The following is a 26,357-nucleotide window of genomic DNA, read 5'->3' on the forward strand; positions in this document are numbered from 1 at the left end:
GGTCACGTCTGGATTTGTGGCGGCAGCCTGTTACATTCACTGTTGTTATGCGCAACTTACCCGTCAACCTCAAACGTCACCTTGCGGCACTCCCTGCCTTTGTGTTGCTGTACAGCACAGGTTTTGCGGAGCCTGTGGCACCGGAACTCTTGGATAGGTTGAAATCTGCCACCGAGACGGAAGCCCCGCGTGTAGCCAAGGAAATCGAACTGGAATGGTCGAAATCCGGTTCCGCCGCGATGGATTTGTTGTTGCGGCGCGGCAGGGAAGCCTTGTCAGAAGGTGAATATTCCTTGGCGATCGAGCATCTGACCGCGCTGACCGATCATGCACCAGAATTTGCAGAAGGGTTTCACGCCCGTGCGGAAGCCTATTTTCGTGCCAACCTTTACGGTCCAGCGCTGGACGATCTGGAAACTACGCTGGCTTTGAATCCCGTGCATTATGAGGCGATGTTCGGTCTGGCGGTGATGTTGCAAGAATTTGGCGATCTGCGCAAAGCGGCGCAGTTATATCGTCAGGTTCTGGCGATATACCCTAGCCACAAGAATTCTATCGAGGCATTAAGCCGGTTGAAACGTGACGGCATTGGCCGCGAACTCTGATCGGATAAGCAGTGTCAGGTAATGGAAAGGTTGTGGCCGTTTTGGGCCCGACCAACACGGGCAAAACCACCTATGCCATCGAGCGGATGCTGGGGCATCGCACCGGCATCATCGGGTTGCCGTTGCGTCTGCTGGCGCGCGAGGTCTATGACCGGATTGTTGCGATACGCGGCCCGTCTGTTGTGGCACTGGTCACGGGCGAGGAACGCATCGTGCCACCGCGCACGCAATATTGGGTGTGTACGGTAGAGGCGATGCCGGAAGGCATGGGGGCGGATTGCGTCGCGATCGACGAAATCCAGCTGTGTGCCGACCCCGAGCGTGGCCATGTTTTCACCGATCGTCTGCTACGGTATCGCGGCCTGCATGAAACCCTGTTTCTGGGCGCAAACACCATGCGGGGCAGCATCGCCGCGTTGGTGCCAGAAGTGCATTTTGTCAGCCGCGAGCGGATGTCCGAATTGACCTACGTAGGTCAGAAAAAGATAAGCCGGATGAAGCCCCGCAGTGCCATCGTCGGATTTTCGGTTGAGAATGTATATGCCATTGCCGAGCTGATCCGCCGCCAGAAGGGCGGCGCGGCGGTTGTGATGGGCGCGCTAAGCCCGCGCACGCGCAATGCACAGGTGGAGATGTATCAAAACGGCGAAGTTGACTATCTGGTGGCGACAGATGCCATCGGGATGGGGCTTAACCTTGATGTGGATCACGTGGCGTTTTCCGCGCTCAGCAAATTTGACGGACGGCGGATGCGTCCGCTGGCACCTAACGAGCTGGCGCAGATTGCCGGACGGGCAGGGCGAGGTTTTAAAAGCGGAACCTTCGGGACAACGGGCGATGCGCCCGCGCTGGATGATGGCGTTGCGCAGGCCATCATGGACCATAATTTCACGCCGCAAAACAAACTGAACTGGCGCAACCATGCCTTGCAATTTGGCTCGATTGACCGTCTAATTTCAACCTTGGAGGTAAAGCCCGAGGCGGAAAGACTGGTGCGTTCCCGCGAGGCGGACGACCTGAAAGCGCTGAAAACACTCGGTCAGGTCGACGAAATTTATGCCCGTTGCACCAATGGCCCTGCGGTAAAACTGTTGTGGGATGTCTGCCGCATCCCTGATTTCCGTGGCATCAGTACAGCCGAACACGCCGCCCTTTTAGAAAGCATTTTCATTGACTTGCACCAACGCGGCGAGATTTCCGAAGATTGGCTCGCAAGGCAGGTCAAACGCATCGACCGGACGGATGGAGACATTGATGCTTTGTCCAAACGACTGGCTTTTATCCGTACCTGGACCTATGTGGCACAACGCAAGGGCTGGACAAGAGACGAAAGCCATTGGCGCGGGGCTACTCGTGTCGTAGAAGATCGCCTATCGGACGCCCTGCACGAGCGTCTGACACAAAGATTTGTAGACCGGCGCACATCCGTGCTTTTGCGCCGGCTAGGACAGAAGGAAGCCATGGTGGCCGAAGTAAGCGATACCGGTGAAGTGACCGTCGAAGGCGAATTTGTAGGCAAGCTGGACGGTTTCCGTTTCCGCGCCGACAAAGGGGCAGGCGGTGCAGAGGAAAAGACAATCAAGACCGCAGCGCTTCAGGCGCTGGCCCCGCAGTTCCATCTGCGCGCGGACCGGTTTTACAATGCACCCGACACTGAAATTGATTTTACCGAACAGGGCGGCCTGATGTGGGGCTCTTCTGCGGTCGGAAAATTGGTCGCGGGACAAGATGCGCTTGAGCCGCAGGTCGAAGTTTTTGTTGATGATGTTGCGGGACCCGAGGTTGTGCAAAAGGTACAACGCCGTTTGCAGCACTTTATTGATCGCAAGGTCGCGGCACTTTTCGAACCGCTTCTGGCGCTTTCCAAGGACGAGGCTTTGAACGGGCTGGCCCGCGGATTTGCGTTCCAGATGGTCGAAAATTTCGGCATTATCCCCCGTGCGCAGGTGGCCGAAGACGTCAAATCGCTAGATCAGGACGCCCGCGGTGCATTGCGCAAACATGGCATCCGCTTTGGCCAGTTCACGATCTTTATGCCGCTGTTGCTGAAACCCGCACCGACCCGTCTGCGTCTGGTTTTGTGGTCGCTTTCCAAAGGTTTGTCAGAATTCCCCGAAGCGCCGCCTCCGGGTCTTGTGACCATTCCTGTCGACGCCGGCGCGCCAGAGGGTGCGGCCAATATGTCAGGATATCGTGACGCGGGCACGCGCGCGATCCGCATTGATATGCTGGAAAGGCTTGCCGATATGCTACGCGGCGAAAATTCGCGCAGCGGGTTTGAAGCCAAGGCAGATATGTTGTCGATCACTGGCATGACCCTTGAACAGTTTGCCGATCTGATGGGCGGTCTGGGCTATAACGCCGAAAAGGCAGAGCGGGTTAAAGCAAAGCCTGTGACCGAGGTGATGCCGGAAGCGGGCGAGGTCAAACCGGACACACCTGTGATGGATGCCAATGCTGCCCCGGAGGGCGGGATTATCGCATCGCCAAACCCCGATGAAAGCGCCGAAATTGCTGATGAGGGCGTTGCCCCCATCGCGGAAATTCCCGTAGAGACACCGGAAGTCGAGGCCGCAATTCCCGAAACACCGGCAGAGGAAATCCTGCCCGGTACGGCACCGGATGCGGATATCGCAGCGGTCGAGATGGAGGTGTTTTACACCTTCACTTGGGGTCGCCCCGGGCGCAACAACCAGAACACGCGCCGTGGCAACGACAAGCCGCGCGGCAAAGGCAAACCGCCCCAAGGCAAGGGCCGTAAGGGCGGCGCAAAGGGGGATATGGGCAATAAGGCGCAAAACTTCTCTGCCCGTCCGCCCAAGAAGGAAAAGGCGATCGACCCCGATAACCCCTTCGCCGCTGCTTTGATGGGGTTGAAGGACGGTAAATAAGTGTCGGAAACGGTTGAAAAACTGCGCGTGGATAAATGGCTGTGGCACGCGCGGTTTTTCAAGACACGGACCTTGGCCGCAACGCAGGTCAAGTCCGGTGTCGTCCGCATCAACGGTACTGTCACAAAGAAACCGGCTAGCACTGTCACTACGGCAGATGTGCTGACCTTTGCGCAGGGGGATCATATTCGCGTGATCCAGATTGATGCCCTTGGCATTCGGCGCGGTCCGGCCCCCGAGGCGCAGGCGCTTTACACCGATCTGTCCCCACCGGAGCCCAAGGCGCAGAACAAACCACCCGAGAATCCAGGCTTTGACGGGAAAGGGCGCCCGAGTAAGAAGGATCGCCGCACCCTTGATCTTTCTAAGGCCCGCTACCTTGAATGATGGCGCGCCCTGATTTACTTGACGCCAAAGCATTCCTGACAGAGATCCTCCCATGACCTACATCGTGAACGACGCCTGCATCGCCTGCAAATACACCGACTGTGTCGAAGTCTGTCCGGTGGACTGCTTTTACGAAGGCGAAAACATGCTGGTGATTCACCCTGATGAATGCATTGACTGCGGTGTTTGTGAACCGGAATGCCCTGCCGATGCGATCCGTCCCGACACGGAGCCGGACGCGGAGAAATGGGTGGAGTTCAACCGCAAGTACTCCGAGCTGTGGCCGGTGATCATCACGAAGAAAGATCAACTGCCCGAAGCGGAAGAGCGGGACGGCGAGACCGGCAAGCTGGAAAAGTACTTTTCCGAGGCACCGGGCGAGGGCGGCTGATTCGCACGCGCGCGGCAAGGGTTTGCCTGCGCGGCCATGTTTTAAAGGGAAATTGCGCCTGATCGGGCGAACTTTCGGAACCGCCCATTTTATGGTATGGTTGCTTAAAGCTCAAACAGACGAACGGTCATCAATGCGCCATTTTATTTTGCAAAACTGCTGCCACCGCTGACCAACAATTCCGACTTTAACGCACCCCATCGCGGGCCAATTGGCCGCGGTTGGATGCGTTATTTCGTGTCTGCCACAGCCTAACCATTTTCTGCGGGTCCGCCCGCGCCACAGGAGCCACTACATGTCTAAATCGAAAAAGCTTGATTTCCGCCCTAATGAGTTTGTCGTCTACCCTGCGCATGGCGTCGGGCAGGTCGTATCCGTTGAGGAGCAGGAAGTCGCCGGCATCACGCTGGAGCTGTTCGTGATTGCGTTTGAAAAAGACAAAATGACCCTGCGTGTTCCCACGCATAAGGCGACAGAAATCGGTATGCGCGCGCTGTCTTCGCCCGACGTCATTGCCCATGCGATGAAGACGCTTAAGGGCAAGGCCAAAGTGAAACGCGCCATGTGGTCGCGCCGTGCGCAGGAATATGAACAGAAAATCAACTCGGGTGATCTGATCGCGATCGCAGAAGTCGTGCGCGACCTGCACCGTACCGACGATCAGCGCGAGCAAAGCTATTCCGAGCGTCAGCTTTATGAAGCGGCGCTTGAACGTTTGACCCGCGAAGTCGGTGCCGTTGGTGGCGGTGACGAAGTCGCGGCCGCCAAGCAGATCGGTGACGTTCTTGAAAGCCGCATCGCAGCCTAAATAGTTGCCGAGACGATCAGAAACGCCGCTCCCTCGCCGGGGCGGCGTTTTCTATTGCAAGGCTGCCAGCGCGGTCAGCAGTACTGTAATTTCTGTGATCTGTTGGGTTGCGCCCAGAACGTCACCGGTTTGTCCGCCAATCTTTGCCCGGGCAACAAGTGCGACACAAAAGGTGACGGCAAGCACAGCGATCAGCGCCATCGGCAACACCCATCCGACGAGGACAACCCCGAAAAGCATCGCCAACGCCATCGCGTGTTTGGGCGGGCGGCCTGTGGCACCGGACAGGCCGGCAGGGCGGGCTGTGGGCAGGGCGTACATGACCGCCACCATCGCCGCGCGGGACACCACAGCGGCACAAACCAGCGCCATCAGGTAGCCGCCCGAGGCAATGAGCGCAGCAAGCGCAACAAACCGCAGTCCAAGTGAAAGTACCAAGGCGACCACGCCATAAGTGCCGATCTGGCTGTCTTTCATGATTTCAAGCCGGCGATCCCGCGTCCAGCCGCCCCAGAAACCGTCGGCGCAATCGGCCAACCCGTCTTCGTGCATGGCGCCGGTGCTCGCAATGCTGGCCAGCAGCACAAAAAGTGCGGCTGCGGTGGACGGCAGGCCGAATGACAGAGCAAGCCAGCCAGCAAGGGCGGAAAGGCTGGCAATGACCAAACCGACCAGCGGATAAGCCCATGCGGCGTGCGCGGGTGCGCGCGTCTGATCCTTGGTGAAAGCGGACAGAGGCAGGGGCAGCCGCGTCAACAACCCCAGAGCGGTGGTGAGATCGGCAAGGCGGGGGCGAAAGTCGGCGATGTCGTTTCCAGTCATTTTTCTGCCTCTCGGCCTCTTTCAGTGACGCGGCGCGGTGGATAGACAGGGGGAACGCAACTGAAAGCCAGAGCATGCCCATGACCAATGAATTTGCAACCCTGTCCGATTTCCGCGCGCTCCTTGCGGGGGCGGCCCTTGCTGATGCCGATATGTTTGCTGCCGCCAGTGAACACAATATGCAATTGACCAAACCGCCCGGCGCTTTGGGGCAGCTCGAAGATCTGGCGCTGTGGTATCGCAGCTGGCGCGGAGGCGACAACGCCGAGATTTCCGCACCGCAAGCCATTGTTTTCGCAGGAAACCACGGTGTCGCCGCACGGGGCGTGTCGGCGTTTCCCGCCGAAGTGACGGCGCAAATGGTGATGAATTTTCAACATGGCGGGGCGGCGATCAACCAGATTGCGCGGGTTAACGGGGCCACATTGGACGTTGTCGCCCTTGATCTCGACCAGCCGACCCAAGATTTCACCCAAGGCCCCGCAATGTCCGAAGACGAATTTGTCGCGGCCTTGCAGGCGGGGTGGCAGGCGGTGGATGCGACTGCCGATCTGCTGGTGGTTGGAGAGATGGGCATCGCCAACACCACGTCTGCCGCGGCGCTGGCCTGTGCGCTGCTGGGGGGCGCGGCGTCCGATTGGACAGGGCGCGGGACCGGTGTGGATGATGCGGGGCTAAGCGTGAAAACGCAGGTCGTGGCCGAGGGCGTGGCGCTGCACGGCGGGCAGGGGGACGGGCTTGAAACCCTGCGCCGCTTGGGTGGGCGTGAGCTGGCCGCGATGGCGGGCGCGATGGTGCGGGCGCGCTGCCTGCGCATTCCGGTCATTCTTGACGGGTTCATCTGCTGCGCGGCGGCGCTTTGTCTGGCGAAAACCCAGGAGGGCGCGCTGGATCATGCCGTTGCAGGGCACCAAAGTGCCGAGGGCGGGCATGCCCGTCTGCTGGAGGCGTTGGGCAAAGCACCGCTGCTGCATCTTGGCCTGCGCTTGGGCGAAGCATCAGGTGCCGCATTGGCGATTGGTGTGTTGAAGGGCGCGATGGCCTGCCACGCGAGCATGGCAACCTTTGCGCAAGCGGGTGTCAGCGACAGCTAAAGCGGCAACTGTCGGGTAAAGCGGGCGTTTCAGCCCGTTTACCCGACGCGAGGCTCAGGCGCTTTTCTTTTCGGTTTCGTCGCTGCGATTCAGAAACGCGGTTTCCAGATCTTTTTGCAGTTCTTTGGCACGGGCCACATATTCCTTGTTGGCCGAGGGTTCGACATCCGCACGCCACAATGACGCCAGTTCCCGCACCGACATCCGGTCATGGTCATAGAACATCCGCTCTGCTTCATGGGCTTCAAATTCTGACAGGCCCATGTTTTCCAACACATACCGACCTGCACGCAGGGAGCCGTCGAACATCTCGCGCACGATGTCATTGGCACCTGCCTGATACTGGCGATACACCTCGGTGCGGTCGCGTGCGCGGGCGATGATGTGCAGATCGGGACGTTCCTTGCGCGCATAGGCGATCAACGCCAGCGCGGCCTTGGGGTCATCCAGCGCGACCATCAAAACCCGCGCGTCCTTAAGACCTGCCTTGCGCAGAATGTCGGGGCGGGTCGGATCGCCCAGATAAGCCTTGAAGCCGAAGCGGCGCATCACAGCAATGGTTTCGGGGTTGTGATCCAGCACCACAGTCTGAAAACCGCTGGCCTGAACCAACCGGTTCACAATTTGGCCAAAGCGCCCGATGCCGGCGATGATAACGGGGCCGTCGTCTTCGATGTCATCGGGTTCGACTGTGCCGCCGGTCTCTTCCATCCGTTTGTGAATCACGTCGTAGACGATGAACAGCAGGGGCGTGATCAGCATCGACAGGGCAATCACCAGCAGCAGCGTTTCGGCAACGACATTGGGCATGGCCCCGGTGGTAACCGAAAAGCTGACCAGTACGAAACCGAATTCACCAGCCTGCGCCAGCCCCAACGCAAACAGCCATTTGTCGCGACCGCGCAGTTTGAACAACCGGCCCAGACCATAAAGGATCACACCTTTGACGATGATCACCAAAAGCGCCATGCCGACGATGATCACTGTATCCGCGAACAACAGCTCAAAGTTGATGCCCGCGCCGACAGTGATGAAAAACAGCCCCAGCAACAAACCTTTGAAAGGTTCGAGGTCGGTTTCCAACTCGTGGCGGAATTCGGAACTGGCCAGAACCACACCGGCCAGAAACGCGCCCAAAGCGGGGGAGAGCCCGACCAGCATCATCAGAAACGAGATCCCCGTGATGATCAGCAGGGCGATGGCCGTATACATTTCGCGCAGGTTGGCAGAATGGATATAGCGGAACACCGGACGCGTGAAAAACACGCCCACAATAATGATAGAGGCAACAGCCCCGAGGGTCACAAGGGTGACGCCCCAGCCGGGCAGGCTGTGCACAAAGGAAAATGCCGCCTCGGCGGCAGCAGGGCCAAGGTGGCTGGCTTCGGCGGCTTCGTGCGCTTCGTCTACCTTTTCGACGTTGATGGAAATGGACCCGTCCGGCATGACGCCCGCCACGGTCGAAATCGCCAGCAGCGGCAGAAAGGCAAGGATCGGGATCACCGCAATGTCCTGCGTCAGCAGCACGGAAAACACCGAACGCCCGCCACCGGTTTGCATCAGGTTCTTTTCCGACAGGGTTTGCAGCACAATAGCTGTGGACGACAAGGCCAGCGTCAAACCGATCGCCAGCGCGACATTCCACGGTTGGTCATAGGCCATGGCGATGCCCATCAACGCGGCGGTCGACAGCACCACTTGCAACCCGCCAAGCCCCAGCAGCCGGTGACGCATGTCCCATAGTGCCCGCGGTTCCAGTTCCAGTCCGATCAGGAACAGCATCATCACCACGCCGAATTCAGCGAAGTGCTGCAAATCCTTGGTTTCGGAGCCGACCAGCCCCAACACAGGACCAATCAGGATGCCGGCAGCGAGATATCCAAGCACGGATCCCAGCCCAAGCCGCGCGGCAATCGGTACGGCGATGACAGCAGCAGCAAGGTAGATGGTCGCTTGGAACAGGAAACCTTCCATGTCGGTCCTTTCAAGGAATAGAGTGTTCTGATCGAACAGATAGCATAATATCGCCGTTGCGGGGGCGGTTTTAGGTCGGCAAAGGCCCGTCGGGTTTCAGCTGATCCATCACAATCTGGCTATGCACGCGCGCCACGGCAGGATGGGGCAGCAGCACCTCGTGAATAAGCCGGTTCAGGCTCGGCAGATCCGCACAATAGACGCGCAGCAGATAATCCGCATCCCCCGTCATGGTCCAGACGCTCACAATTTCGGCACGTGCTGCCATCAGCTGGCCAAAACTGCGGGAATGTTCCGGCCCGTGGGTACTAAGGTGGACCTGTACAAAACCTTGCACATTCAGGCCCAGCCGTAAGGGGTCAAGCCGCGCGGTATAGCTTTGGATATAGCCTTCGGCCTCCAGCCGTTGACGCCGCCGCCCGGCCTGCGAGGCCGAAAGATTAAGCCGCTCGCTCAGCTCTTGCGCGGTCAGATGCGCATCCTTTTGCAAGGCGGCCAAAAGGCGGGTGTCGATGTCGTCCAGCATGGTGCGGGTTTCTCGCATGATTTTCGATCTTCCTGCGTGATGTGCCCGTAAATGGCCAGTCAAAAGCGACATAATGCGGAAACTTGGCGGAACGTTGCTTATACAATAGTCGGTAACGCCATTCCCCCATCCAAGGAGACTTTACATGGGTCCTTTCCCGCATGACGCCCCGAAATCCATCATCTCGGCGGAAAATCCTGCCGGAACGGATGGCTTTGAATTTGTTGAATTTGCAAGCGCCGAACCGCAGGAATTGCGCGATCTGTTCACGCGGATGGGATATGCCCATGTCGCCAATCACAAGACCAAGGCCATCGAGCTGTGGCAGCAGGGCGATATCACCTATGTGCTGAACGCCGAAGCCGACAGTTTCGCCGCCAAGTTTGTCGCCGAACATGGACCTTGCGCGCCTTCGATGGGGTGGCGGGTTGTTGATGCGCAAAAGGCGTTGGCCCACGCGGTTTCCAAAGGGGCCGAGGAATACACCGGTGAGGGTAAGGTACTGGATGTGCCCGCGATCATGGGGATCGGCGGGTCACTGATTTATTTCGTCGACCAGTATTACGACACGTCGCCTTACAACTGGGAATACGACTGGATTACACAATCGAAACCCGAAGGGGTCGGGTTCTACTACCTCGACCATCTGACCCATAACGTTTTCAAAGGAAACATGGACGTCTGGTTCAAGTTCTACGGCGATCTGTTCAACTTCCGCGAAATCCGGTTCTTTGATATCGAGGGCAAATTTACCGGCCTGACCTCGCGCGCGCTGACATCGCCCTGCGGGCGCATCCGCATTCCGATCAACGAAGACCGCGATGAGAAGGGGCAGATTGTCGCCTATCTCAAGAAATACAAAGGGGAAGGCATCCAGCATATCGCAGTGGGCGCGCGCGACATCTATGACGCCACCGATGCGATTTCGCAAAAGGGTGTGCAATTCATGCCCGGCCCACCGGCCACCTATTACCAGATGAGCAAGGACCGCGTGAAAGACCACGAAGAGCCACTCGACCGGATGCAAAAGCACGGCATTCTGATTGACGGTGAAGGGGTCATTGATGGCGGCGAAACGCGTATCCTGCTGCAAATATTCTCGAAAACGGTGATTGGGCCGATCTTCTTTGAATTCATCGAACGCAAGGGCGACGACGGCTTTGGCGAGGGGAATTTCAAGGCGCTGTTCGAAAGCATCGAGCAGGAGCAGATTGATAACGGCGAGTTGGAAGACGCTTCCTGACAGGTAAAGCTACGGATAGGGCGGCGTGCTGCTGCCCTATCTCGGCATCTTCAGGACCAGATTGCGGCCGCTTTTCTTGTAGCGCAATTCGCTTTCGCCAATCGCGGACACCCGCCCGCCGTCGATCCTGTCCCCCACCACAACTTTTTTGTAGCGCCCGTTGCCCAGCCGCACCAATGCACGGCGGCTGGAAGGTTTGCCGTATACACCGATCAGGTTCACTTTACGCAGGTTCAACGCGTTTTTGACCGTGGCCTGTTTTGCGACAGAGGCGCTTGACGGGACCTTGGGGACAACACTGCGCGGCGCGATGCTTGCAGCACTGGCAACCCGCACAGGTTCTTGTGGTTTGGCCCTTTGGGCGCGTTTCACGATCCGCGAAAAATTGCGTGGACGCACGTCCGGCCGCACGGAGGCGCGCACGGCCAGCCGTGTGGCGTTTTCGATGGGGTTGGGCGCGGCAAGGGCCAGCGCCACCGCGCCATCTGTGACCATTGGCTTGTCTTCAGGCGCGGCCGCAGCGGCGGCTTGTTGTTGCAGCGAAGCGGGGCGCAGGGCAGGGCGGTAACCGGCCAGTTCGCTGCGCGTCAAACCGTCAAGCTGCGCACGTTCGGTGTTTTCAACCAGATCAGCAGGGCGCGGTTTGGGGCGCGCGGCGGCCAGAACATTCCGCACAGCGGTATCTTCGGGGGTGGATTGGAATCGCGTTGGCGTTACGGGCGGCACCAAAGGCGGCTTGCCCAGATAAACGGTATACCCATCAGGGCTGAGCGCGCCAGCAGCGGTGGCAATCACCAACCCCGTGTCATCAAGCGCAAACGCCGTGCCCGCAGCAGCAGGCGAGGACAGCGCGGCCAGCACAGCGTCGGTGCCAAAACTGGCGACGTCGGGCAGTGCAACAGCATCCGTTGTGGTGCTGACCGGATCAATACTGGTGAGGTACAAATCATCAATGTTGATCAATCCCGCGGGTTCCGGTGGCACCTGCGGCGCAAGGGGCCAGATGCCCGAAGTGGCGTAATTGGCCGCAATCTCGGCCTCGCTCGGGGGGGCTTCGGCGACGGGTTGCACCTCTTCGCGCAGCGCATCCAATACGGCAGCGTCTTCTTCGCTAAGGCCGGTTTCGAGTGCTGCCAGCTGGACGCCGGTGTTGGTCTCGGCGACGGGGGCGTCAACTGCGGGGGCCGCTTCGGCAACTTCCGGTTTGGCACGTTCACCAAACAGTCGCGACAGGCCAATGCCATTATCCAGAAAAACCGACGCCCACGCCGCAACACCCGCCAGAAATACCAGCAAGGCTGCGGTCAGGATCAGGCCCAGAAAACGTGGTTTGCCGCGCACTTGCGATTTGCGCGCGCCGAAAACGGTCATCCGCTCTGCTTCCGGTGTATCGGAAGTAGGCGACGTCGCCGTTGGGGCCGGTTCGGGTTTGCGGGGGGATGTCTTGGGCGACCGGCGGCTGAGGAAACCGGTTTTTGCTTCGGCCACGGGGGGCGCAATGGCGTCGGCGGCGATGATACCTGCGGGCGCGACGCGCTCGGGTTCGATGTCGATATGGCCGGCGGTCACCCCCCCTTCGGGCACAGAAACACTGTCACGGTGAACGCCGTCGAGTTTGGGTGTCGCGGATGCAGCTTCGGGCGCACGCCGGCTCGCGAATCCGATGGAGGGGGACGCAGGCGGCACGTCCGGCGCGGTTAGCACAGCAACTGACGGCGCGGGCGCGGCTGGTGCTTGCGCAACGGGCGCGGCGTCCGCCACGTTTTCAACTGTCAGTACGGGTTGTGTTGGTGTCTTGGCAGGGGCGGGCGTGGCATCCACTGGTGTCGCGGGTTCTGCAACAGGTTGCGGTGCTTTGACCGGTTCGTTTTTCGGCGCAGGCTGTTCGTCCGTTTCAGCAGCAGGCGCGGGCGGGACCGTAGGCGCGGCGGTGTCAGCGGCGGGCTTTTGTGTTTCAGGCTGCGGCGGTTCGGGCTGGTCCGGTTGCGCTACAGTTTCATCGGGCTTCTGTGCACTTGCCACAGGACCGGCGGGCACAGTGGCGGAACCGACGATCTTGACGGCTGTCGTGTCCGGCTTGACGACCTCGCCCGCGTCCAAAAGCGTGGCAGCGTCCGAGGTCTGGCCGAAAAAGGGCTCCCCCACATACGATTGATCATCCGGGATGGCCGCAAAACTAACGGGGTTGAAACGGTGATCGCGGGCGAAGCTTTCAGCTTCTTCCAGCGTTTCCTTGGCCACGGCGGCGATATGGGTTTGATCGCCCGCAACGCTGCAATCAAAGACCAGATCATCCACCGCATAGGGGGTGGCCCCGTCCAGCGCCAACACAGCGGCCGCACGGCGCGCGGCCATGTCGAAACCGGGCGTATCAATGGTCAGATATTTGATTTGTTCGTTGGGCAGCAAGAGCTTGCTGTGCAGGGCACCGGGTTCAAGGTCGCTGGCCGTCTTGCGCAGTACGGCCAGTTCGCCCGCCATATCGTCGGCATCAAGCGCCACATCCCCGACGCTGCGCCACCCTCCGGCTGCACGGTGCAGCAGGCGAATGCCGTCGACTGAAAGGGATAGGGCAAAATTGGGCTTCATCACTACTGACTTTTACACAAGGGATACCGGCATCAAGTTAACCGCAACTTAGGAAAAGGATAGCGCGTAAGGAAGCGTATGAAAAGGCCAGCGGCAGGTCTGTGCCCACCGCGGGCCTTCGGGGTCTGACGGGCACCCTAGAAAGGGTGCACCTTACCTAGCTTGACGCTTTGCTAAGTGCCTGATCAAGGTCTGCAATCAGGTCGTTGGCGTCTTCTGTCCCAATCGAAATGCGCACTACGCTTTGGCCAGCACCGGCGGCTTCTTGCTGCTCGGGAGACAATTGGCGGTGCGTGGTGGATGCCGAATGGATCACCAGGCTGCGTGTGTCCCCAAGGTTTGCCACATGGCTGAAAATTTCCAGCGCATTCACCAGCTTGATACAGGCGTCATATCCGCCCTTGACCGAAATCGTGAACAGGGCACCGGCCCCTTTGGGGCAAACGATTTTGGCGCGCTCGAAATAGGGCGAGGATTCCAGACCGGCATATGTGACCTTTTCGATGCGGTCGTCTTTTTCCAGCCAGTTTGCGACTTTTTGCGCGTTCTCTACATGGCGTTCCATGCGCAGGGACAGGGTTTCTGTGCCCATTAGCGTGTAATGGGCGGCCTGCGGGTTCATCGTCATGCCCAGATCGCGCAGACCGATGGCAATGCCGTGGAAGGTGAAGGCGAGGTTGCCGAAAGTCTCGTGAAACTTAAGCCCGTGATACGCCGGTTCTGGCGCACTGAGGGACGGGAATTTGTCATTGGCGGACCAGTCGAATTTACCCGAATCGACGACACAGCCGCCGGTGACCGTACCATTGCCGGTGAGGTATTTCGTAGTGGAGTGCACCACCAGCGTCGCGCCATGCTCAATCGGGCGGCACAGGTAGGGCGTGGCTGTGGTGTTGTCGATGATCAACGGGATTTCCGCCGCATCCGCGATGTCGGCAATCGCACGGACATCCATGATATAGCCGCCGGGGTTTGCGATGGCTTCGCCGAAAATCGCGCGCGTGTTGTCGTCAACCGCCGCTTTTACCGCCTCCAGATCGTCGAAATCGACAAATTTGCATTCCCAACCGAAGCGTTTGATCGTGTGGCTGAACTGTGTGACCGTGCCGCCGTACAGGCGGGTGGAGGCGATGATATTCTTGCCCGGACCCATCAGCGGGAACAGCGCCATGATCTGTGCAGCGTGACCCGAGGAACAGCAAACCGCGCCAACACCGCCTTCAAGCGTGGCGATGCGTTCTTGCAAAACCGCGACGGTGGGGTTGGTCAGGCGGGAATAGATGTATCCGACTTCTTGCAGGTTAAACAATGCTGCAGCGTGATCCGCATCGCGAAACACATACGCGGTTGTCTGATAGATCGGCGTCTGGCGGGCACCGGTTGCCGGATCAGGGCGTGCGCCCGCGTGAATTTGCAGCGTGTCAAAGCCGTATGTTGGGTCGGACATGGGGATCTCCTTGTGGGGTTTAGCAAATGGTTAGCGGATGGGCATTGCCCACACAAGAGAGCGGCCCGTTCTAGGAACAAGGGTTCTTCTGGACCGCTGCCTGGCGAAACGGATGTTTGGCCCGGGCGCGGCGCTCACCTGATCCAGAAACCGTTCTTTTTGATCCGGTTGCGGATCATCTGTTCGCGTCTTGGCATGTTGTCCTGATCAAACAAGGCCCGCACCTTATGACCGCGACCCTGATAGATCGTGCGCTTGATCGCGTTCGATCCTTTTAGCACTTTCTTGAGCTTGTTCGGGGCGGTGACGGTTTCCAGGACCTCGATCGTGCGGTCGGTTTCACGGGCATAAAGCAACGGCAGAAAGCGGTAGTGACAGCTGACCTCACCGTCGAGATACCCCTCGGGCAGGGTGTCGCGCCCGCCGCCAAGGGCGTGGATCACCAAGGGCAGGGCGACCTGATCAAGCCACGGATCAAACGTCTGGGCACATAGTTCGACCGGGGGCGTATCGCGGATGGCCAAGGCATAATGCAGGAACTTCGCTCCGAATTCGCGCGGACAGCGGTAGTAAAAAAAACCCGCGTTGAAATAGAGATACCGCCGCCAGTATTCATCCGGCTGGCTCAGATCGAGACTGCTGTCGAAATCCAGCCCGAATTTATCGTAAAGCGATTTCCACAAGCCGGTGTAGCCCGGCCCGTAGATTTGCGGGATCGGCCAAGTGCCTTCGCGCCGCATCGACGCGCTGGGGAGGTCGAAATCAAACGGCACCGACATCAGATCGCCGGTGATCAGCGTATCGGTGTCGAAAAACACAAACGGCTCGCCTTTGGGCAGGACCTTGAGCATTTCGATCTTGTTGCCATAGGGGTAAGCTTCGCCGAAGTGTTTGTTCTCGAAGGGAACGATCTCGGCACCTAAAGCTTCAAGTGCTGCGCGGACCTCTGCGTTCTTGATCGAGGGATCGTTTTTCCACAACACGCCGGCCTGCGGTTCTGCAACAATCAAACGGCCTTTGAAATCGGGGCAGGAATGGCGCAGCGAGGCAGCAAAGATCAACGCCTCATAGGCCAGCCGCCCGTGTTGGCCGACAATCACCACATTGAAGGTTTGACCGGATGTTTGCGGGCTTGCCTGTTCACGTGCCATAGTTCTGCTGCGCCTTGTTTTTTGTGAACTATAGGCGCGAATGTGTTTGCACAAAAGGCAGCAATTACGCAGCGGAAAGGGAGACGGGCCATGTTAGAGATATTCTTTGCGATGTTAGCGGCGACGATGAACGGTGCACCGGCACCACAGGCGTCATCACAAGCCATGGCAACGGCCACGCTTCAGGCGCAGGCCAACAGCGTGGTGATCGGGCAGGGCACGGTTGTTCAGGGTGTGCCGGCCCCTGCAACGCCTCCCGCCCCACCGACCGCGGCAACCCCGACACCTGCGCCGCCGGCTGTGGCACCGTCGTCCGGCACGGCGCAAGGGTTCAACATGGCCGTGGTGCCCGCGGGTTTGGTTGCAGAACCGCAGACACCAAGCGGCAAATTCACCACCGCAGCCGAAGTAAAACCGATTCTCAATGCCACCAAAGGGAATTGGGTCGCTGTGCGGGAATTTGACGGACAAGATTTGCTTTACGTAACGCACTTGTGGTCATGGCGCTGCGGGCTTAAGGCGATGGCGATCTCGGTGAACGGGGAGACCATGCAGAACTGGCCGCTGCCGCCATGTCACGATCAGTTTGCGACGCCCAACGCGGTTCTACCGGAGGATGGCGCGCCTTACCTGACTTTGCGCCTTGGTTCCGTGCAAAGCATCACCCTCCAGATCGTTTATGACGACCTAAGCTTGGACGTTGCCAGCTTTGCGCGGGGCGATGTGCTTATTCCGTGAACCTTAGGTAAAGTGGTTTGAGCGCAGCAGGTTTTCCCTTCTAGGGATTTGGCAAACAGGATGGGTCTGGGGAATCAATCGCGCTGTTCTTGGTGCTTGATCAGTGGAGAGTGAGGGATTGTCATTTTGCTGCGCAGAATAACTATCCACCCCTAAACAATTGCTTGCGGCGAAATTGTTTAGTGGTGGGCGACCCTGGAATCGAACCAGGCGTGCGTCTCCGCGAGGGAGTTACAGTCCCCTGCCACACCTTGCGGCCTGTCGCCCACTACGTCCTTCGCATTGCGCTGAACGTGAGGGCGTGATTACAAGCGGCCCTAAGGGTCGTCAAGGCAAAAACCGTAGCCTTTTGCACAGACCGCAAATGAGGACAAAAAGATGAAGAAACCCAAGTGGGTCGTTCAGAAAGAACAAGACAAGAAAGCCGAAGCGAATCTGACGGTCTGGCTGTTTGGTTTACACGCGGTGCGTGACGCGCTGATGAACCCCGGTCGCGAGAAACTGAGGTTGATGGTCACGCCTAATGCACAGGCGAAGCTGGAAGAAGCGATTGCTGCTGCCGGAATCACACCCGAGGTGGTTGATCCGCGTAAATTCAAGCCCCCGTTGGATCAGGGCTCGGTGCATCAGGGGGCCGTGCTTGAGGTCAAGCCGCTCAACTGGGGGCGGCTTGAGGATGTTTGTATCGGTGACGCTGCACCGCGTGTGATGTTGCTGGATCGTGTGACCGACCCGCATAACGTTGGGGCAATTTTGCGCTCTGCCGAGGTGTTGGGGGCGTCTGCGGTGATTGGCACGCGGCATCATTCGGCACCTGAAACAGGTGCCTTGGCGAAAACCGCCTCCGGTGCGCTGGAACGCCAGCCCTACCTCAGGGTGCGCAATCTGGCGGATGCGATTCGTGCGTTGCAGGACATGGGGTATCTGGTGTTGGGGTTGGACGGCGAAGCCGAGTTGTCGATTGAAACAGCCGTCGAGGGCAAACGCGACCGGCCCGTGGCACTGGTGCTGGGCGCCGAAGGGCCGGGCCTGCGCGAGAAAACCCGCGAAACCGTGGATGCCTTGGTACGGATTGACGCAGAAGGCGCATTCGGATCGCTCAACGTCTCGAACGCGGCCGCAATCGCCTTATATGCTGCAAGACGCAACGCATAAGGTCTGAAACGCATGGGGCATCCCGTTAAAATCGCCACCTGTTGTCACTGCGGCAGCAAGGCGGCGCTTAGGCTGGACAAGCGGCAACACGTGCTGGCCTGCGCCAGTTGCGGTGCCCCTTTGCGCGATTTTAAAGCGCTGCCGGTGCCGGCTGATGCGCGTCCCGCGGTCAGTCATCAAACGCAGGCGCGCCGTTTTGCGGAAACACCCAAGGCGGTAGCCAATAAAAAGACCAAGGCGCGTAAAAAGAAAAAGCGCATTGGCTGGTTGAAGGATGTCGCAGAAGACGTGTTTGATTTCGTCGAGGATATTTTCGACTAGGATAATCCGCGCCGGATCGGCCGGTTTCGGCAAGGTTCCGCCGTGATGTTTAACATCTTGTTCACAAGTTCACGCTACCCCTTTTAACAGGCAAGGGAGCATCATACCTCTGTCTTGTGACGCACCGGTCTGGAACGCCGGTCGTCTTTTAATTGTCCCTCGTTCCACACTTTCGCGCCCTCAACTTTGTCTTGAGGGCGCTTTTTTTCGCGGTGTCTTTGGGGTAGGTGTCGCGTATGGATTATTCAGATGCTCTTTTGCGCGATGTACTGACCCGAGCGAAGCGTGTGGCGGTGGTTGGCGTGTCGATGAATCCGGTGCGTGCGAGTTACTTCGTAGCGCGTTATCTGGGGTTGCGCGGATTTGACGTGGTGCCGGTTAATCCCGTGTATGCGGGTAAGGTACTGTTTGGAAAAACAATTGTCGCCAGCCTGTCCGATGTGGAAGGGGGGATAGATATTGTCGACATCTTTCGCCGTTCCGAGGCGGTGCCCGAAATTGTCGAAGAGGCATTGGCGGTTTTTCCTGATCTGCAAACCATCTGGATGCAGATCGGTGTGGAACACCCCGCGGCCGCGGCTTTGGCAGAGGCACGGGGCGTGACGGTCATTCAGGATCGCTGTCCCAAGATCGAATACCAGCGGTTGTTTGGCGAGCTGCGCAAGGGCGGCTTTGCGACCGGGGTTATTTCCAGCAAGCTGTGAGGGCCTGCGGGAACTGGCGGAACGGAGCGGGCAAGCCCGCATTCGAGTTTTTGAATTTTCCAGAAGAGGAAAATTCGATGAGGGCGCTGCCCTCAAACTCCCGCAGGATTTAAGGCCAAAAAGAGAAGAAAGCCGGGATCAGCGTCCGGCTTTTTCCGCGATGCCGGATTTCGATTGACGTTGTGCCAGCACGTCAAGGACATCGGTGAAGGGCACGTCGCGGGCGGCGAGCATGACCAGAAGGTGGTAGAGGACATCCGCGGCCTCGTTGGTGAGGGCGGATTTGTCGTCCTTGACGGCTTCAATGATGGCTTCAACGGCTTCCTCGCCGAATTTTTCGGCGCATTTTTCAGGGCCTTTGGCGAGGAGTTGCGCGGTCCAGCTGCTGTTGGGATCCGCGTTTTTGCGCGCGAGGATGGTGGCGTAGAGGTCGTTCAGGGTCATGTCAGCCTCATGGGGATGCCGGCGGCGGCCATGTGTGATTTGGCCTGTGCGATGGTGAATTCACCAAAATGGAAAATCGACGCGGCAAGCACGGCAGAGGCACCGCCCTGCGTGACGCCGTCAACAAGGTGATCGAGCGTCCCAACGCCGCCTGATGCGATCACCGGGACGGAAACAGTATCGGAAATGGCGCGGGTGAGGGGGAGGTTGAACCCTTGTTTGGTGCCGTCCCGGTCCATTGAGGTGAGCAGAATTTCACCGGCCCCTTTGGCCGTGACCGTTTTCGCAAATTCGACCGCGTCAATGCCGGTGGGATTGCGCCCGCCATGGGTAAAGATTTCCCATTTACCCGGGGAGACGGTTTTAGCGTCGATGGCGCAAACGATGCATTGGCTGCCGAACTGGTCGGCGGCTTTGGCAATCACATCGGGATCGGCCACAGCGGCGGAGTTAAAGCTGACCTTGTCGGCACCTGCAAGCAGGAGCGCGCGCACGTCTGCCGATGTGCGCACACCGCCCCCGACCGTAAGCGGGATGTAGCAATGTTCTGCGGTGCGGCGCACCAGATCAAACATTGTGCCACGGTTTTCATGGGTGGCGTGGATGTCGAGAAAGCAGAGTTCGTCGGCACCTGCCGCGTCATAGGCGATGGCGGCGTCGACGGGATCGCCCGCGTCGCGAAGGCCGACGAAATTCACGCCTTTGACGACACGGCCGTTAGCCACGTCGAGGCAGGGGATGATGCGGGTTTTGAGCATAGGAGCATTCTATCCGGTGTTATACGTGGGGCCGCTGTAGTGCAGGTAACGCGAGAGGGGGTCAGTCTTGCAGCGCGGCGAGTGCCTGTTTCAGGTCGATGGCACCGTCATAGAGCGCGCGACCGGAGATTGCACCTTCGATGACGTTGGTGGCTTTGAGGGCGGTGAGGTCGGTGAGGGAGGAGACGCCGCCCGAAGCAATGACGGGGATGCTGACCGCGCGGGCGAGGGCCGCTGTGGCGTCAATGTTGGGCCCGCCCATGGCCCCGTCGCGCAGGATGTCGGTGTAGATAATTGCCGCGACACCGGCGTCTTCGAATGATTTGGCGAGGTCTGTCACCATCACGTCGGTTTCTGTGGCCCAACCTTTGGTTGCGACCTTGCCGTTTCGCGCATCAATGCCAACAGCGACCTGATTGGGGAAGGCGCGCGCCGCTTCGCGCACCAGATCAGGATTTTCGACAGCAACGGTCCCGAGGATCACCCGTGCAAGACCTTTGTCGAGCCAGCGTTCGATGGTGGCCATATCGCGGATGCCGCCGCCCAGCTGGGCGGGCACCTTGCAGGCTTTGAGGATCGCCTCAACGGGGGCTGCGTTGACGGGGGTGCCGGCAAAGGCACCGTTTAGATCGACCAGATGCAGCCATGTGCACCCTGCGTTCACGAATTCAAGCGCTTGGGCGGCAGGATCGTCGTTGAACACTGTCGAGCGGTCCATGTCACCATGAACGAGGCGCACGGCATTGCCGTCTTTTAGGTCAATTGCGGGGTAGAGGATCATGTCACGGGCCCTTGGTTTTGCTTGTGTCAGGGTTTTGCATGGAGCGTGGTGATTTGCAACGCGACCCGAGGTTATGCTTGCCACAAAGGGGGCGGGTGATCACAGTGATTGCGAATTTGGGAGGATTTAAGATGAAAATGATGATGGCTGCGGTTTTCGCGGGGGTGATGGGGGCGGGTGCGGCATGGGCCGCGGATCCTGCCGTTGGGACTTGGCAGACGCAGGTGGATGACGGCGCATATGCCCATGTCAAAATGGCCCCCTGCGGTGGTGCGGTTTGCGGTACAATCGCGCGGACGTTCAACAGCGACGGTGAATATAAGTCAAAGAACCTTGGCAAAAAGCTGGTCATTGATATGAAGCCGTCCGGCGACGGAAGCTATAAGGGAAATGTCTGGCGTCCGTCCAATGGCAAGATATACATCGGCAAGATGTCGGTATCCGGTGCATCATTGAAGCTTTCGGGCTGTGTGGCAGGTGGTTTGATCTGTTCAAAGCAGACATGGAAACGGTTGAAGTAGGCCGATCCCGCATGCGCGCATTTACATAAGCGGCGGCTTGATCAGATGTTGCCGGTTTTCTAGACTGACGCGCGTATAAGGGCGTCGGGCTGGAACGAATGAAAATCTTACGACATTGTGCTGTACTGGTGTTTTTGGGGTTTGCGACGGGCGTGGCCGCCCAAGAGGGCGGGCAGACCGAAGTGCCGCGCGGGCTGTGGCAGACGGAACCTGATTCTCTGGGTGTGCTTTTGCTGGTGCGCACCCGTAGGTGCGGGTCGGCCCTTTGTGCCCGCGTGGAGCGGGCTAAAAACCGTGCGGGATATGACGCGCCCTCGAATGCGGTTGGACAAAAAGCTTTTTGGGCGATGCGACCGCAGCCGGACGGCAGTTTTTATGGCGAGTATCGCGATGCCCGCGCACGGCGGTTTCTGCAAAGCCGGGTAGAGGTGTTCGGGCGCAAGCTGCGCCTGCGGGCCTGTGACCAGACCACCTGTAGCGAAACCATTTGGACTTTGGTTCAGTAGGACACGAAAGCGGGCAAACGCACACCCAGATCGCCATGGGGTAGGACCGGCGCGCTAGGCGCTGCCGGTTTTCGCTAGGGCTTCCACGTTAGAAAGTTTGCGATCAGGCGCAGGCCGGTGGTCTGGCTTTTTTCGGGGTGGAACTGCATGCCCAGCATGGTGTCGCGCCCGATGATGGCAGTCACATCGCCTGCGTAATCCACATGGGCCAGGCGCTGTGCATCCTGCGCAACGGCCATGTGATAGGAATGCACGAAATAACAGTGATCGCCGGTTTTCAGCCCCTCAAACACCGCATGCGGGTGATCCAGAACCAGATCGTTCCATCCCATATGGGGCACTTTCAACGCAGGGTCGGTGGGGGTGATTTTGGTCACTTCACCGTCGATCCAGCCCAATCCTGCAGTGTCTTCATATTCGCGCCCCAGACTGGCCATCAGCTGCATTCCGACACAGATACCAAGGAAGGGGCGTGCCTTGACCTCGACCGCTTCGACCATCGCATCATAAAGCCCGCCAGCACCTTTCAGCGCGGCCATACAGGCCGGAAATGCGCCATCCCCGGGCAGCACTATGCGATCGGCCTTGGCCACAACATCAGCGTCTGCGGTGACGACTACATCGCCCGCGTCGACCTCGCGTGCCATCCGTTCAAAGGCCTTGTGAGCCGAATGCAGGTTGCCTGATTCGTAATCAATAATTGCGGTCAGCATGGGCAGCTCTTCCAGAAGTTTGGCGGCTTACAGCGCGCCTTTGGTAGAAGGGATCGCATCGGCCTTGCGCGGGTCAACCTCCACCGCTTCGCGCAGGGCGCGGGCGACGGATTTAAACGCAGCTTCGGCGATGTGGTGGCTGTTCACCCCGTGCAGCTGATCCACGTGCAGTGTGATGCCGCCATGGGTGCTGAGCGCTTGAAAGAACTCGCGCACGAGTTCTGTGTCGAATGTGCCAATCTTGGCCGTGGGCAGATCAACGTTCCAGATCAGGAAGGGACGGGCAGAGAGATCAAGAGCGGTACGCAGCTGCGCATCGTCCATTGCCAATAGACAGGAGCCGTAGCGACGGATGCCGCGTTTGTCACCTAGCGCTGTTGCAAGTGCCTGCCCCAAAGTGATGCCCACGTCTTCGACCGTGTGGTGATCATCAATGTGCAAATCGCCTTTGGCGCGGATGGTCATGTCGATCAACGAATGCCGCGCGAGTTGGTCCAGCATATGGTCAAAGAACCCCACGCCAGTCTGGTTGTCGTAAACCCCTGTGCCATCGAGATTAATCTCAACGCTCACATCGGTTTCGGCGGTGGTGCGGGTCAGGCTGGTGGTACGCATGGGCGGTCTCCGGTGCGGTGGCTCGGGCTCCTTATAACAGGCAGGGCGGGCAGGCCAAGGTGGATCGCAACAGATGGACCGGATCAGCCGAAGATCAACCATTGCGGGGCGCGATCCTTCGTGCGAGATTCGGCGCAACCCAACATCGAGGCCCCCAAATGAGCACCTGCGTTTTCATCCAGATCCGTTGCAAACCTGGCACCACCTATCGTGTCGCCGAAGAAATCGCCCTGCGCGAGATCCATTCCGAACTGTATTCGACCTCCGGTGATTTCGATTTGCTGATGAAACTTTATGTGCCCAAAGGCGCGGATGTCGGCGTTTATATCAATGACAACCTGCTGGATATTGTCGGGATTGAACGGTCGCTGACCACCATGACGTTCAAAGTCTTTTGATGCGCGTTCTGCTGGTCGGGCTGGTCGTGAGCCTTGCCGCAGGTTTCGCATCAGACGCACAAGCCAAACGCATCTATGAGGGGCAAGAAGCAGCCGCGCTGCGGTGTTCGAATACGCTGGCACTGACGGCGGTTGCCTTGTCGCGTGCAGGGTTGATTACCGATGTAGAGAAAGAAGTGATGCTTGGCATCACAATTCGCATTCTGGACCGGCACGTGGACGGGACGTGGCAGCAAAAGAAGCGCGCGTTGGAAGTGATGCGCGACCGGCGCAATATACCCGACACATTGGATGACTACCGCAAAAACGCGGCGCGTTGCCTGCGCCAGTTTCCGATCAATTGAACCGCGCGCTTTTATGAGGTTTGACCACGCGTCGTGGCGGGGAAAAACCCTATTCCAAGTCGGTTTATTCCTGTCAGTGCAGTGTGCGCCATAGACCGCGGGTGCACTGTTGCAGTGAACCTTTTTCATCAGCACGCGGACGGGCGCGATAGGCGGCGGGTTGCGATCAGGGCCGGTGTCATACAATCAGGAAGCTAAAATTGTCGGCGGATAGGGGCCGCGCACGGATAGCTGTTAGAAATCAGTTCATACTTTCTGCGTTACTCTGTCTGAATGAACGAAAACGTATTCTGGATCATAGCGACATTTTCATTTGCGGCTTTAGCCGGACCTTTGGCGTTTTTGGCAACGAAAACGAACACTGTTGATCCTGCCGACCTGTATCTCGTGATGGCCATTGATCGAAACGAGGTTCTGGCATTCCCGGATGTCAGCGAGGTCGGCCCGCAAAATGCCCCCCTCGCGGTCATGATCAACGCGTCGGCCGCGGCAAGGTCAGAACTGGTCTTGGCCGGTTACCTTCTGCTCCCCGTCGGCGCACTCGCCGCCCTATGCGGGGTCCAAACAGATCCGCAAATCCCCCTACCTAGGAAGACTTGATATGCATGCAGTCGTTACTCAAACACCAGAGCGGATGATCTTTGCCCTCGCCACGCTTTTTGTTCCGATTGTCGCAGTCGTTGCCGCGTTCGTTGGAGCGAATTTCATCGTGACAACTGGGATCTCGGTAAGCTTCCTCGCGTTGGGCGCATTGATGGCGCGGAACCAGCCCACACTTGCGTCAATTGGTCCCGCCGTCGCCTTGATCGGGCAAGCAATTGCGTTGACGGCTGCATTTGAAGGGCACCCGTGGCAAATTGACAGCCACATGCTGTTCTTTGCACTTCTTGCATGTCTGGTTTCGATGCGAAGCCTTTCCGCGTTGCTGGTGGGTGCCATTGTAATCGCATTGCACCATCTGTCGCTCGCGGCATTCATGCCTGCGTTGATCTATCCCAGCGGTGGTCTTGTCGAAAATTTCGGCCGCATCGCTCTGCATGCCGTGATCGTTGTCTTGGAAACATCCGCGTTGTTGGCGACGGTTCACAATCTCAACCAGATGCACAGCAAAATGCGCGCACAAACAGGCACGCTGCGATCCAGCCTTGATGATGCAGATAAAGCAAAGCAAAGCGCAATAGCGTCAAAATCCGAAGCCGAAGCGTCGCGTGCCCAAGCCGAGAGTGCACAACGCGAAGCGGAAGCGGCATTGTCGAAAGTAAAAGAAGCCACAGCACTCCGCGAAGAGGCAGAGGCCCGGCAGAGTAAGCTGGATCAAGAGAAGCGCGACGTTGAGAACAAACAACAGAAGGCGCAGATGCTCGTTGTCGATACTTTGCGTGTTGCGCTGATCGAGCTTGAGGGAGGCGACCTTTCGACACGCATTACGCAAGCGTTTCCAGAGGAATATCAGGCGCTTGCCGATGGTTTTAACAGCGCGGTCCAGTCGCTGGATGATTTGGTTGCCGAAGTTCTTTACCATTCTGAACAGATGGGGGGCGAAATCCGCGACATCTCCAGTGCTACAAATGATTTGGCGCACCGCACTGAATCACAGGCTGCGAATCTTCAGATCACATCAGAAGAACTTGATGAGTTAACGCAAAGCGTCTTGCTGAATGCAAAGAATGTCGATCAAGCAAATGGCAACTCCAGTCAGGCAAAGTCCAGCGCGCAAACCAGCGGTGTGGTCGTTTCCGAAGCCTCTACCGCGATGAGGGCAATCAAGACAGAAGCAGAAGAAATTGCAAAAATCGTCACGCTGATTGAAGGGATTTCGTTTCAAACGAACTTGCTGGCATTGAACGCCGGCGTCGAAGCGGCACGGGCAGGCGACGCAGGGCGCGGGTTTGCTGTTGTCGCCTCTGAAGTGCGTGCCTTGGCGCAAAGGTCTTCTGAAAGCGTGGTAAGCATCCGCGCCTTGATCGAAAGGTCGACCGGACAAGTGAACGACGGATCAAAAAAGATCTCCGATACGGTTTCGTCGCTTGAGGCAGTGGAAGTCGCGATTGTTGATATCACATCGAAAATGGGTGAAATTTCGTCAAGCACGCAAGAGCAAAGCAAACGCATTACCACGATCAACAAATCCATTTCAGAGATGGGCGGGGTGACGCAGAGAAATGCAGCGATGTTCGAGGAGACAAACGCGGCTTGCACGAATCTGGCGAATGGCGCGGATGAATTGCAACAACTGACCCGTCGCTTTAAAATTTCCGAAAATGGGCGGGTAGGTTTGGCTGCTGCTTAAGGTGCCAGCCCGCCCTGAAAAACAGGCTTTGCAGAGCGGAGCGCTTTGCTTGCAGATTCTGACCTCTGACCTCTGACCGATGCGATGGTTGGGGTCCAACCTAGGGCAAGGCGTCAACCGTCGATTTGCGGGCAATCCGCT

General features: G+C 58.5%; 27 protein-coding genes and 1 tRNA gene. 16 read left to right on the forward strand and 12 right to left on the reverse strand.

Annotation, left to right across the window (positions count from 1 at the left end; genetic code table 11):
• The first annotated feature begins 47 nt into the window (after positions 1-47).
• The 5 genes from Z947_RS0110575 to Z947_RS0110595 all read left to right on the forward strand — a co-directional run bounded on the left by Z947_RS0110575 (position 48) and on the right by Z947_RS0110595 (position 5,082).
• Positions 48-605, forward strand: a complete 558-nt coding sequence (locus Z947_RS0110575; RefSeq protein ID WP_025044279.1) for a tetratricopeptide repeat protein — start codon at positions 48-50, stop codon at positions 603-605.
• A gap of 32 nt (positions 606-637) precedes the next feature.
• Positions 638-3,496, forward strand: a complete 2,859-nt coding sequence (locus Z947_RS0110580) for a helicase-related protein (protein WP_052880611.1) — start codon at positions 638-640, stop codon at positions 3,494-3,496.
• Positions 3,497-3,883 carry an RNA-binding S4 domain-containing protein gene (locus tag Z947_RS0110585; protein ID WP_025044281.1) on the forward strand — a complete coding sequence of 129 codons (387 nt, stop codon included), beginning with the start codon at positions 3,497-3,499 and terminating at the stop codon, positions 3,881-3,883. It abuts the gene before it with no gap.
• A gap of 52 nt (positions 3,884-3,935) precedes the next feature.
• A complete protein-coding gene (gene fdxA / locus Z947_RS0110590; protein ID WP_025044282.1) occupies positions 3,936-4,274 on the forward strand; it encodes a ferredoxin FdxA in 339 nt (112 codons plus the stop codon).
• 295 nt (positions 4,275-4,569) lie between these two features.
• Positions 4,570-5,082 (forward strand): CarD family transcriptional regulator, encoded by a 513-nt coding sequence (locus tag Z947_RS0110595; RefSeq protein WP_025044283.1) that lies wholly within the window; start codon positions 4,570-4,572, stop codon positions 5,080-5,082.
• Between the two features lie 51 nt (positions 5,083-5,133).
• Here Z947_RS0110595 and cobS read toward each other — a convergent pair whose 3' ends face one another.
• Positions 5,134-5,904 (reverse strand): adenosylcobinamide-GDP ribazoletransferase, encoded by a 771-nt coding sequence (cobS, locus tag Z947_RS0110600; protein ID WP_025044284.1) that lies wholly within the window; start codon positions 5,902-5,904, stop codon positions 5,134-5,136.
• Between the two features lie 80 nt (positions 5,905-5,984).
• On the opposite strand from cobS, the gene cobT reads away from it, so the two are divergent.
• Positions 5,985-6,998 carry a nicotinate-nucleotide--dimethylbenzimidazole phosphoribosyltransferase gene (cobT, locus tag Z947_RS0110605; RefSeq protein WP_025044285.1) on the forward strand — a complete coding sequence of 338 codons (1,014 nt, stop codon included), beginning with the start codon at positions 5,985-5,987 and terminating at the stop codon, positions 6,996-6,998.
• 54 nt (positions 6,999-7,052) lie between these two features.
• Here the strand turns inward: cobT and Z947_RS0110610 are convergent, their stop codons facing one another.
• Positions 7,053-8,972 (reverse strand): cation:proton antiporter domain-containing protein, encoded by a 1,920-nt coding sequence (locus tag Z947_RS0110610; RefSeq protein WP_025044286.1) that lies wholly within the window; start codon positions 8,970-8,972, stop codon positions 7,053-7,055.
• Between the two features lie 70 nt (positions 8,973-9,042).
• The gene (locus Z947_RS0110615; protein WP_025044287.1) at positions 9,043-9,498 is read right to left on the reverse strand and encodes an Lrp/AsnC family transcriptional regulator; all 456 of its coding nucleotides are present in this window, start codon (positions 9,496-9,498) and stop codon (positions 9,043-9,045) included.
• A gap of 145 nt (positions 9,499-9,643) precedes the next feature.
• Here Z947_RS0110615 and hppD point away from each other — a divergent pair, with 145 nt between their 5' ends.
• Positions 9,644-10,741 (forward strand): 4-hydroxyphenylpyruvate dioxygenase, encoded by a 1,098-nt coding sequence (hppD, locus tag Z947_RS0110620; RefSeq protein WP_025044288.1) that lies wholly within the window; start codon positions 9,644-9,646, stop codon positions 10,739-10,741.
• Positions 10,742-10,777: 36 nt separating this feature from the next.
• On the opposite strand, the gene Z947_RS0110625 is transcribed toward hppD, so the two are convergent.
• From Z947_RS0110625 to Z947_RS0110635, 3 genes are all read right to left on the reverse strand, one after another.
• Positions 10,778-13,330 (reverse strand): hypothetical protein, encoded by a 2,553-nt coding sequence (locus Z947_RS0110625; protein WP_025044289.1) that lies wholly within the window; start codon positions 13,328-13,330, stop codon positions 10,778-10,780.
• 157 nt (positions 13,331-13,487) lie between these two features.
• The gene (locus Z947_RS0110630; RefSeq protein WP_025044290.1) at positions 13,488-14,777 is read right to left on the reverse strand and encodes an O-acetylhomoserine aminocarboxypropyltransferase/cysteine synthase family protein; all 1,290 of its coding nucleotides are present in this window, start codon (positions 14,775-14,777) and stop codon (positions 13,488-13,490) included.
• A 134-nt stretch (positions 14,778-14,911) separates the two neighbouring features.
• Positions 14,912-15,928 carry a hypothetical protein gene (locus Z947_RS0110635; RefSeq protein WP_025044291.1) on the reverse strand — a complete coding sequence of 339 codons (1,017 nt, stop codon included), beginning with the start codon at positions 15,926-15,928 and terminating at the stop codon, positions 14,912-14,914.
• 90 nt (positions 15,929-16,018) lie between these two features.
• Here Z947_RS0110635 and Z947_RS22340 point away from each other — a divergent pair, with 90 nt between their 5' ends.
• On the forward strand, positions 16,019-16,666 hold the full coding sequence (locus Z947_RS22340) for a hypothetical protein (protein ID WP_025044292.1): 648 nt from the start codon (positions 16,019-16,021) through the stop codon (positions 16,664-16,666).
• A 183-nt stretch (positions 16,667-16,849) separates the two neighbouring features.
• Here the strand turns inward: Z947_RS22340 and Z947_RS22075 are convergent.
• Positions 16,850-16,933: transfer RNA gene (locus tag Z947_RS22075), tRNA-Tyr, on the reverse strand.
• Between the two features lie 111 nt (positions 16,934-17,044).
• On the opposite strand from Z947_RS22075, the gene rlmB reads away from it, so the two are divergent.
• From rlmB to Z947_RS0110655, 3 genes are all read left to right on the forward strand, one after another.
• Positions 17,045-17,821, forward strand: coding sequence for a 23S rRNA (guanosine(2251)-2'-O)-methyltransferase RlmB (rlmB, locus tag Z947_RS0110645; RefSeq protein WP_025044293.1), 777 nt, complete (start codon positions 17,045-17,047; stop codon positions 17,819-17,821).
• Positions 17,822-17,833: 12 nt separating this feature from the next.
• On the forward strand, positions 17,834-18,142 hold the full coding sequence (locus Z947_RS0110650; protein ID WP_025044294.1) for a hypothetical protein: 309 nt from the start codon (positions 17,834-17,836) through the stop codon (positions 18,140-18,142).
• 236 nt (positions 18,143-18,378) lie between these two features.
• Complete coding sequence (locus tag Z947_RS0110655; protein WP_025044295.1) at positions 18,379-18,846, forward strand: CoA-binding protein; 468 nt, start codon at positions 18,379-18,381, stop codon at positions 18,844-18,846.
• A gap of 138 nt (positions 18,847-18,984) precedes the next feature.
• Here the strand turns inward: Z947_RS0110655 and Z947_RS0110660 are convergent, their stop codons facing one another.
• The 3 genes from Z947_RS0110660 to hisA form a co-directional block, all read right to left on the reverse strand.
• Positions 18,985-19,290 (reverse strand): phosphoribosyl-ATP diphosphatase, encoded by a 306-nt coding sequence (locus Z947_RS0110660; RefSeq protein WP_025044296.1) that lies wholly within the window; start codon positions 19,288-19,290, stop codon positions 18,985-18,987.
• Positions 19,287-20,048 carry an imidazole glycerol phosphate synthase subunit HisF gene (hisF, locus tag Z947_RS0110665; RefSeq protein ID WP_025044297.1) on the reverse strand — a complete coding sequence of 254 codons (762 nt, stop codon included), beginning with the start codon at positions 20,046-20,048 and terminating at the stop codon, positions 19,287-19,289. Before hisF ends, Z947_RS0110660 begins: the two co-directional genes overlap by 4 nt.
• Positions 20,049-20,109: 61 nt before the next feature.
• Positions 20,110-20,829 (reverse strand): 1-(5-phosphoribosyl)-5-[(5-phosphoribosylamino)methylideneamino]imidazole-4-carboxamide isomerase, encoded by a 720-nt coding sequence (gene hisA, locus Z947_RS0110670; RefSeq protein ID WP_025044298.1) that lies wholly within the window; start codon positions 20,827-20,829, stop codon positions 20,110-20,112.
• Between the two features lie 131 nt (positions 20,830-20,960).
• On the opposite strand from hisA, the gene Z947_RS0110675 reads away from it, so the two are divergent.
• The gene (locus Z947_RS0110675) at positions 20,961-21,350 is read left to right on the forward strand and encodes a DUF2147 domain-containing protein (protein ID WP_025044299.1); all 390 of its coding nucleotides are present in this window, start codon (positions 20,961-20,963) and stop codon (positions 21,348-21,350) included.
• Between the two features lie 98 nt (positions 21,351-21,448).
• Positions 21,449-21,856, forward strand: coding sequence for a DUF2147 domain-containing protein (locus Z947_RS20995; RefSeq protein WP_025044300.1), 408 nt, complete (start codon positions 21,449-21,451; stop codon positions 21,854-21,856).
• A gap of 74 nt (positions 21,857-21,930) precedes the next feature.
• Here the strand turns inward: Z947_RS20995 and hisH are convergent, their stop codons facing one another.
• Both hisH and hisB read right to left on the reverse strand, forming a co-directional pair.
• Entirely contained in the window at positions 21,931-22,569 is a 639-nt protein-coding gene (hisH, locus tag Z947_RS0110685) for an imidazole glycerol phosphate synthase subunit HisH (protein ID WP_025044301.1), read from the reverse strand.
• A 27-nt stretch (positions 22,570-22,596) separates the two neighbouring features.
• On the reverse strand, positions 22,597-23,184 hold the full coding sequence (gene hisB / locus Z947_RS0110690) for an imidazoleglycerol-phosphate dehydratase HisB (protein WP_025044302.1): 588 nt from the start codon (positions 23,182-23,184) through the stop codon (positions 22,597-22,599).
• Positions 23,185-23,342: 158 nt separating this feature from the next.
• On the opposite strand from hisB, the gene Z947_RS0110695 reads away from it, so the two are divergent.
• The 3 genes from Z947_RS0110695 (at position 23,343) to Z947_RS0110710 (ending at position 26,216) form a co-directional block, all read left to right on the forward strand.
• Positions 23,343-23,582: an Lrp/AsnC ligand binding domain-containing protein gene (locus Z947_RS0110695; RefSeq protein WP_025044303.1), complete on the forward strand. Its 240-nt coding sequence runs from the start codon at positions 23,343-23,345 to the stop codon at positions 23,580-23,582.
• A complete protein-coding gene (locus Z947_RS0110700) occupies positions 23,582-23,926 on the forward strand; it encodes a hypothetical protein (protein WP_025044304.1) in 345 nt (114 codons plus the stop codon). Before Z947_RS0110695 ends, Z947_RS0110700 begins: the two co-directional genes overlap by 1 nt.
• Before the next feature lie 601 nt (positions 23,927-24,527).
• Positions 24,528-26,216, forward strand: coding sequence for a methyl-accepting chemotaxis protein (locus tag Z947_RS0110710; RefSeq protein WP_081781139.1), 1,689 nt, complete (start codon positions 24,528-24,530; stop codon positions 26,214-26,216).
• The last annotated feature ends 141 nt before the right edge of the window (positions 26,217-26,357 follow it).

It is taken from the genome of Sulfitobacter geojensis (genome assembly GCF_000622325.1).
In the GTDB taxonomy this organism is placed as follows: Bacteria; Pseudomonadota; Alphaproteobacteria; order Rhodobacterales; family Rhodobacteraceae; genus Sulfitobacter; species Sulfitobacter geojensis.

What these genes read in the sequence shown, in the direction of transcription:
- Z947_RS0110575 (WP_025044279.1), top strand. Translation starts at nt 48, where the DNA reads ATGCGCAACTTACCCGTCAACCTCAAACGTCACCTTGCGGCACTCCCT.
- fdxA (WP_025044282.1), top strand. Translation starts at nt 3,936, where the DNA reads ATGACCTACATCGTGAACGACGCCTGCATCGCCTGCAAATACACCGAC.
- Z947_RS0110595 (WP_025044283.1), top strand. Translation starts at nt 4,570, where the DNA reads ATGTCTAAATCGAAAAAGCTTGATTTCCGCCCTAATGAGTTTGTCGTC.
- cobS (WP_025044284.1), bottom strand. Translation starts at nt 5,904, where the DNA reads ATGACTGGAAACGACATCGCCGACTTTCGCCCCCGCCTTGCCGATCTC.
- cobT (WP_025044285.1), top strand. Translation starts at nt 5,985, where the DNA reads ATGACCAATGAATTTGCAACCCTGTCCGATTTCCGCGCGCTCCTTGCG.
- Z947_RS0110610 (WP_025044286.1), bottom strand. Translation starts at nt 8,972, where the DNA reads ATGGAAGGTTTCCTGTTCCAAGCGACCATCTACCTTGCTGCTGCTGTC.
- Z947_RS0110615 (WP_025044287.1), bottom strand. Translation starts at nt 9,498, where the DNA reads ATGCTGGACGACATCGACACCCGCCTTTTGGCCGCCTTGCAAAAGGAT.
- hppD (WP_025044288.1), top strand. Translation starts at nt 9,644, where the DNA reads ATGGGTCCTTTCCCGCATGACGCCCCGAAATCCATCATCTCGGCGGAA.
- Z947_RS0110625 (WP_025044289.1), bottom strand. Translation starts at nt 13,330, where the DNA reads ATGAAGCCCAATTTTGCCCTATCCCTTTCAGTCGACGGCATTCGCCTG.
- Z947_RS0110630 (WP_025044290.1), bottom strand. Translation starts at nt 14,777, where the DNA reads ATGTCCGACCCAACATACGGCTTTGACACGCTGCAAATTCACGCGGGC.
- Z947_RS0110635 (WP_025044291.1), bottom strand. Translation starts at nt 15,928, where the DNA reads ATGGCACGTGAACAGGCAAGCCCGCAAACATCCGGTCAAACCTTCAAT.
- Z947_RS22340 (WP_025044292.1), top strand. Translation starts at nt 16,019, where the DNA reads ATGTTAGAGATATTCTTTGCGATGTTAGCGGCGACGATGAACGGTGCA.
- rlmB (WP_025044293.1), top strand. Translation starts at nt 17,045, where the DNA reads ATGAAGAAACCCAAGTGGGTCGTTCAGAAAGAACAAGACAAGAAAGCC.
- Z947_RS0110650 (WP_025044294.1), top strand. Translation starts at nt 17,834, where the DNA reads ATGGGGCATCCCGTTAAAATCGCCACCTGTTGTCACTGCGGCAGCAAG.
- Z947_RS0110655 (WP_025044295.1), top strand. Translation starts at nt 18,379, where the DNA reads ATGGATTATTCAGATGCTCTTTTGCGCGATGTACTGACCCGAGCGAAG.
- Z947_RS0110660 (WP_025044296.1), bottom strand. Translation starts at nt 19,290, where the DNA reads ATGACCCTGAACGACCTCTACGCCACCATCCTCGCGCGCAAAAACGCG.
- hisF (WP_025044297.1), bottom strand. Translation starts at nt 20,048, where the DNA reads ATGCTCAAAACCCGCATCATCCCCTGCCTCGACGTGGCTAACGGCCGT.
- hisA (WP_025044298.1), bottom strand. Translation starts at nt 20,829, where the DNA reads ATGATCCTCTACCCCGCAATTGACCTAAAAGACGGCAATGCCGTGCGC.
- Z947_RS0110675 (WP_025044299.1), top strand. Translation starts at nt 20,961, where the DNA reads ATGAAAATGATGATGGCTGCGGTTTTCGCGGGGGTGATGGGGGCGGGT.
- Z947_RS20995 (WP_025044300.1), top strand. Translation starts at nt 21,449, where the DNA reads ATGAAAATCTTACGACATTGTGCTGTACTGGTGTTTTTGGGGTTTGCG.
- hisH (WP_025044301.1), bottom strand. Translation starts at nt 22,569, where the DNA reads ATGCTGACCGCAATTATTGATTACGAATCAGGCAACCTGCATTCGGCT.
- hisB (WP_025044302.1), bottom strand. Translation starts at nt 23,184, where the DNA reads ATGCGTACCACCAGCCTGACCCGCACCACCGCCGAAACCGATGTGAGC.
- Z947_RS0110695 (WP_025044303.1), top strand. Translation starts at nt 23,343, where the DNA reads ATGAGCACCTGCGTTTTCATCCAGATCCGTTGCAAACCTGGCACCACC.
- Z947_RS0110700 (WP_025044304.1), top strand. Translation starts at nt 23,582, where the DNA reads ATGCGCGTTCTGCTGGTCGGGCTGGTCGTGAGCCTTGCCGCAGGTTTC.
- Z947_RS0110710 (WP_081781139.1), top strand. Translation starts at nt 24,528, where the DNA reads ATGCATGCAGTCGTTACTCAAACACCAGAGCGGATGATCTTTGCCCTC.